The organism is uncultured Campylobacter sp., assembly GCF_938018035.1.
In the GTDB taxonomy this organism is placed as follows: Bacteria; Campylobacterota; Campylobacteria; order Campylobacterales; family Campylobacteraceae; genus Campylobacter_B.
Genome location: NZ_CALIJF010000240.1, coordinates 1 through 3,123 on the forward strand (window position 1 = coordinate 1; position 3,123 = coordinate 3,123).

Consider the following 3,123-nt stretch of genomic DNA (forward strand, 5'->3'; position numbering starts at 1 on the left):
GCTTTTTTTGATTATCTTAAAGACGCGCTTCATCAAAATGGAGCCAGCGATAGCAATCGGAGATTTTTTTGTTTCGTTTTTGATAAGTTTGCCGATAGCGCTCGCGACGCCTTCGCTGGATTTTAGCATAATGTTACCGATAAATCCGTCGCAAACTACGACATCCACGGAGCCGTCAAAAATTTGATTGCCTTCGACATTTCCGATAAAATTTTGCATCTTCTTAAGCATATGAAAGGTTTCTTTTGTTACCTCGTTGCCTTTACTATCCTCCTCGCCGTTGGATAATAAGCCGATGCGTGGTGCGTTTAAACCCATAATCTCCTTGGCATATGCTTCGCCCATAATCGCGAATTGAAACAAATTCTCAGGCTTACAATCCACATAAGCGCCCACATCTAGCACAAGCGTGCGACCGCCTATGGAATTTGGCATCAGCGTAGCAATCGCCGGGCGTAAAATGCCTTTCAGCCTTCCTATGCGAAGCGTAGCAAGGCTCATCGTAGCGCCGCTATGTCCTGCTGATACCACGGCTTTGCAAGTGCCGTCTTTTACTAGATCGACCGCTTTAAAGATGCTACTCTCTTTGCGTTTAAGAGCGTCGGTTGCGCCCTCTTTCATCTCGAAAACTTCGCTTGCAGCTACGTAAGTGATATATTTCTCAAAGCCTTGATCTTGTGGAATAAAAGGCTTGATTTGCGCTTCGTCGCCTACCAAAAATGCATTAAATTTACGCTCTCGCAGCGCATCTACGACTCCGTTTATTATCGGCTCGCAGCCGAAATCACCGCCCATCGCGTCTATAGCAACGGAAATCATCGGATTAATATTCGCCCGTAGTTTTGTTTATTCTATGCGGAATTTTCCAGCTTCCGTCTTTATCTTTGACGGGAATCGGAAGGGTCACTTTGTAGTGAGTGCGTCTTTTCGCCGCACGAGTTTTACTAACTCTTCGCTTTGGAACTGCCATTTTTTCTCCTTTATAAATTTAATTCTTGCATTCTTCGCAATAAAAATAGTCGCTTTTAAAAGCTTCCGTTTCGCTTCTTAAAATTTCATCCACATCAACTTCGGCGCCGAAAAACTCCATAACGTCCAAGCTCTCGTGCCTTTCATCGTTAAAAACGCCTTCGCTTAAAAGCAAATTTACGCTCTCGCTCACGTCAAGATCGAATTCTTTACCGCAACGATCGCAAATGTATGGAATTTTACCCTTGATTTCGCCTTTGCACTCGACAAACTTGGAGTCTTTTCGTTTTAAATTTCCGCTAAATTTAAGCCCGTCTTGCGAAATTTCAAACGGCACGGGCGCGGCGGAAATTTTAGCAAAAGCGATCTTCACGCGGCACTCTTAGCAAATTTCTCTTTTTGCAAAGAAAAATGCGATCTCGGTTTTTGCGTTTTCTAGGCTGTCGCTGCCGTGAACGGCATTAGCGTCGATGCTGTCCGCAAAGTCCGCTCTGATCGTGCCTTTATCGGCTTTTTTCGGATCGGTAGCGCCCATTAGCGCGCGATTTTTAGCTACGGCATCATCGCCTTCAAGCACCATCACGACCACCGGACCGCTAGTCATAAACTCAATCAGATCCTTATAAAAAGGGCGATCCTTGTGAATTTCATAAAATTTACCCGCATCTTCGGCGCTTAGGCATAATTTTTTAGCCGCTGCGATTCTTAGTCCGTGGCTTTCAAAGCGATCGATAATTTTGCCGATAACGCCCTTTTTAACGGCATCGGGCTTAATAATAGAAAGCGTTTGCTGCATATAATCTCCTTAAAGTGAAAGGCGGATTGTATCGAAAAATAGGTTAAAATTTATTTAAGGATTGAATGAATTAAAATTCCGCGCATTTGATCGCGGAATTTTATCTGCTAGGCAAATACCGGGGTATCTCCGCTGCGTAGATCCGCACCTATACTATCCCTGCTAGGTTGACCCGCTACGATGTCGCTCCAGACGATACAGCCATCGGTCGGACAGGCGCTAGCGCAAGCCGGCTCGTCGTTGTAACCCACGCACTCGACGCATTTATCGGCATATACGTAGTAGCTATCCTCGCCGCTTGGGTTATCGCTATCGTCCACGATCGCATTTACCGGACACTCGTCGATGCATGAGCCGCAGCTAATGCAAATATCGGTGATTTTTACAGCCATTGTTTCTCCTTTATCAAAAAATGAAGTGCGATGATAACATACTAAATTTAAAAAATGATAAAATTTAATATTATCAAGCAAATAAATTTTATTATATAAAAATTTTCATCAAATTTCAGCAAATATAAAGTTTTAAAATGTATAATCGCCATCATAAATTTTATTAACAAGGAGAAACAAATGATAGTAACCAACAAAGCCGTTGATTTCACGGCAACTGCGGTTTTAGGCAACAACGAAATAGTTGAGGATTTCAACCTCTATAAAAATATCGGCGAAAAAGGCGCGGTCGTATTCTTTTATCCAAAAGATTTTACCTTCGTCTGCCCGAGCGAGATCATTGCATTCGATCACAGATATCAAGATTTCAAATCCAAGGGTATCGAAGTTATCGGCGTTAGCTGCGATAGCGAATTTACGCATCTTGCATGGAAAAATACTCCGGTAAACGCAGGCGGTATCGGCAAAGTGCAGTTCCCGCTAGTTTCGGATATTACGAAGGATATCGCACGCAGCTTCGACGTGCTGTTCGGCAACGCCGTAGCGCTTCGCGGCAGCTTCCTACTCGATAAAGACGGCACAGTCCGCCACGCAGTCATCAACGACTTACCGCTTGGCAGAAATATCGACGAGATGCTAAGAATGGTCGATACGATGCTATTTACGAACGAGCACGGCGAGGTCTGCCCTGCAGGCTGGCACAAAGGCGACGCAGGGATGAAAGCGGATCCTAAGGGCGTCGCGGATTATCTAGGCAAAAATGCAAGCAAACTATAATTTGTGAAATTCTTCACGCGAGCGTATGAAGTTCTAATCGCGTAAGGTTTAAATTTAGCCTTGCGCAGGCTATTAAAGCTCGCAAAGCTTTCTAAATTCCGCTGCCAAAATTTTAAGTCGCGGCGGCGGAATTCCAAAAATTCCAAAAATTCCAAAAATTCCAAAAATTCCAAAAATTCCAAAAATTCC

General features: G+C 43.9%; 6 protein-coding genes. 1 reads left to right on the forward strand and 5 read right to left on the reverse strand.

Annotation, left to right across the window (positions count from 1 at the left end):
• The 5 genes from plsX to Q0257_RS07200 all read right to left on the reverse strand — a co-directional run.
• On the reverse strand, positions 1-819 hold an 819-nt coding region (plsX, locus tag Q0257_RS07180), incomplete at its 3' end, for a phosphate acyltransferase PlsX (protein ID WP_298023382.1).
• Positions 820-823: 4 nt separating this feature from the next.
• A complete protein-coding gene (gene rpmF / locus Q0257_RS07185) occupies positions 824-970 on the reverse strand; it encodes a 50S ribosomal protein L32 (RefSeq protein ID WP_005871250.1) in 147 nt (48 codons plus the stop codon).
• 18 nt (positions 971-988) lie between these two features.
• Positions 989-1,342 carry a hypothetical protein gene (locus Q0257_RS07190; protein ID WP_298023385.1) on the reverse strand — a complete coding sequence of 118 codons (354 nt, stop codon included), beginning with the start codon at positions 1,340-1,342 and terminating at the stop codon, positions 989-991.
• Positions 1,343-1,351: 9 nt separating this feature from the next.
• A complete protein-coding gene (ndk, locus tag Q0257_RS07195; protein ID WP_177388469.1) occupies positions 1,352-1,765 on the reverse strand; it encodes a nucleoside-diphosphate kinase in 414 nt (137 codons plus the stop codon).
• 107 nt (positions 1,766-1,872) lie between these two features.
• Positions 1,873-2,157 carry a 4Fe-4S dicluster domain-containing protein gene (locus Q0257_RS07200; RefSeq protein ID WP_005871245.1) on the reverse strand — a complete coding sequence of 95 codons (285 nt, stop codon included), beginning with the start codon at positions 2,155-2,157 and terminating at the stop codon, positions 1,873-1,875.
• Between the two features lie 180 nt (positions 2,158-2,337).
• On the opposite strand from Q0257_RS07200, the gene Q0257_RS07205 reads away from it, so the two are divergent.
• The gene (locus Q0257_RS07205) at positions 2,338-2,934 is read left to right on the forward strand and encodes a peroxiredoxin (protein ID WP_005871241.1); all 597 of its coding nucleotides are present in this window, start codon (positions 2,338-2,340) and stop codon (positions 2,932-2,934) included.
• Positions 2,935-3,123 lie beyond the last annotated feature (189 nt).